The sequence below is a fragment of the Teichococcus rhizosphaerae genome, from assembly GCF_002631185.1.
In the GTDB taxonomy this organism is placed as follows: Bacteria; Pseudomonadota; Alphaproteobacteria; order Acetobacterales; family Acetobacteraceae; genus Pseudoroseomonas; species Pseudoroseomonas rhizosphaerae.
On record NZ_PDNU01000112.1, the window covers coordinates 1 to 2,365 of the forward strand.

The 2,365-nt window shown below is 64.9% G+C and carries 3 protein-coding genes; all 3 read left to right on the top strand.

The genetic code is table 11. The features are described from left to right. Positions 1-930: high-affinity branched-chain amino acid ABC transporter permease LivH (livH, locus tag CR162_RS21835; RefSeq protein WP_456316226.1), on the top strand; the 930-nt coding region annotated here is incomplete at its 5' end. Further along, the gene (locus tag CR162_RS21840; protein ID WP_003082131.1) at positions 927-2,180 is read left to right on the top strand and encodes a high-affinity branched-chain amino acid ABC transporter permease LivM; all 1,254 of its coding nucleotides are present in this window, start codon (positions 927-929) and stop codon (positions 2,178-2,180) included. The genes livH and CR162_RS21840, both read left to right, overlap by 4 nt. After that, a partial coding sequence (locus CR162_RS21845; protein ID WP_141563296.1) for an ATP-binding cassette domain-containing protein occupies positions 2,177-2,365 on the top strand: 189 nt, incomplete at its 3' end. The genes CR162_RS21840 and CR162_RS21845, both read left to right, overlap by 4 nt.

Sequence of the window (2,365 nt, forward strand, 5' to 3'; positions counted from 1 at the left end):
AGTCCCATGCCCGAGATTTATCATTACCTACAACAATTGGTTAACGGCCTGACCGTCGGCAGCACCTATGCGCTGATCGCGATCGGCTACACCATGGTCTACGGCATCATCGGCATGATCAACTTCGCCCACGGCGAGGTGTACATGATCGGCTCGTACATCGCCTTCATCGCCATCACCCTGCTGGCGATGATGGGGCTGGACAGCGTTCCGCTGATGATGCTCGCCGCGTTCGCCGCCAGCATCATCGTCACCAGTGCCTTCGGCTACAGCATCGAGCGGGTCGCCTACCGCCCGTTGCGCGGCGGCAACCGCCTGATCCCGCTGATCTCCGCGATCGGCATGTCGATCTTCCTGCAGAACGCCGTGATGCTCTCGCAGGACTCCAAGGAAAAGGCCATCCCGACCCTGCTGCCCGGCAACTTCGTGTTCGGCGAAAGCAGCATGAACGGCGTGGTGATCTCCTATATGCAGATCCTGATCTTCGTCGTCACCTTCCTGGTGATGTTCGGCCTCACCCTGTTCATCTCCCGCTCTCGCCTGGGCCGCGCCTGCCGCGCCTGCGCCGAGGACCTGAAGATGACCAACCTGCTGGGTATCAACAGCAACAACATCATCGCCCTCACCTTCGTCATCGGCGCCGCCCTGGCCGCCGTCGCCGCGGTGCTGCTGGGCATGCAGTACGGCGTGATCAACCCCGGGATCGGCTTCCTCGCCGGGATCAAGGCGTTCACCGCCGCGGTGCTCGGCGGCATCGGCAGCATCCCCGGCGCCATGCTCGGCGGCCTGCTGCTGGGCGTCGCCGAAGCCTTCGGCGCCGACGTGTTCGGCGACCAGTACAAGGACGTGGTGGCCTTCGGCCTGCTGATCCTGGTGCTGCTGTTCCGACCTACCGGCATCCTCGGTCGTCCGGAGGTGGAAAAAGTATGAGCCAGTCCCTCAAGCGCGCGCTGTTCAGCGCCCTCCTCGTGATCCTGGTGTCCTATCCGATCCTAGGCCTGAAGCTGCGCACCGTCGGCATCAAGCTCGAGGTCCTCGGCGCCGATGCGCAGACCCTCTGGACCATCGCCGCGGCCGCCCTGGCCATGTTCGTCTGGCAGCTGTTCCGCGACCGCATCCCGCTCAAGCTGGGTCGCGGCGTCGGCTACAAGGTCAACGGCAGCGGCCTGAAGAACTTCCTCAGCCTGCCATCGACCCAGCGCTGGGCGGTCCTCGCCCTGGTCGTGGTGGCTTTCGTCTGGCCGTTCTTCGCCTCGCGCGGGGCGGTGGACATCGCCACCCTGATCCTGATCTACGTGATGCTCGGCATCGGCCTGAACATCGTGGTCGGCCTGGCCGGCCTGCTCGATCTCGGCTACGTCGGCTTCTACGCGGTAGGTGCCTACACCTACGCGCTGCTCGCCGAGTACGCCGGGTTCGGCTTCTGGACCGCCCTGCCGATCGCCGGGATGATGGCCGCGCTGTTCGGCTTCCTCCTCGGCTTCCCGGTGCTGCGCCTGCGCGGCGACTACCTGGCGATCGTGACCCTCGGCTTCGGCGAGATCATCCGCATCCTGCTGCGCAACATGACCGAGATCACCGGCGGCCCCAACGGCATCGGCTCGATCCCCAAGCCGACCCTGTTCGGCCTGACCTTCGAACGCCGCGCGCCGGAAGGCATGCAGACCTTCCACGAGTTCTTCGGCATCGCCTACAACACCAACTACAAGGTCATCCTGCTCTACGTGGTGGCCCTGCTGCTGGTGCTGCTGGCCCTGTTCGTGATCAACCGGCTGATGCGCATGCCGATCGGTCGCGCCTGGGAAGCGCTGCGCGAGGACGAAGTGGCCTGCCGCGCTCTCGGTCTCAACCCGACCATCGTCAAGCTCTCCGCCTTCACCATCGGCGCCAGCTTCGCCGGTTTCGCCGGCAGCTTCTTCGCCGCCCGCCAGGGCCTGGTGACGCCTGAGTCCTTCACCTTCATCGAGTCGGCGATGATCCTTGCGATCGTCGTGCTCGGCGGCATGGGTTCGCAGCTCGGCGTGATACTCGCCGCGGTGGTGATGGTGCTGCTCCAGGAAATGCGCGGGTTCAACGAATACCGCATGCTGATCTTCGGCCTGACCATGATCGTGATGATGATCTGGCGTCCCCAGGGACTGCTGCCGATGCAACGCCCGCACCTGGAGCTGAAGCCATGAGCCGACCGATTCTCGAAGTGAGCGGCCTGACCATGCGCTTCGGCGGCCTGCTGGCCGTCAACGGCGTCAACCTGAAGGTCGAGGAAAAGCAGGTGGTCTCGATGATCGGCCCGAACGGCGCCGGCAAGACCACCGTGTTCAACTGCCTGACCGGCTTCTACCAGCCCACCGGCGGCCTGATCCGC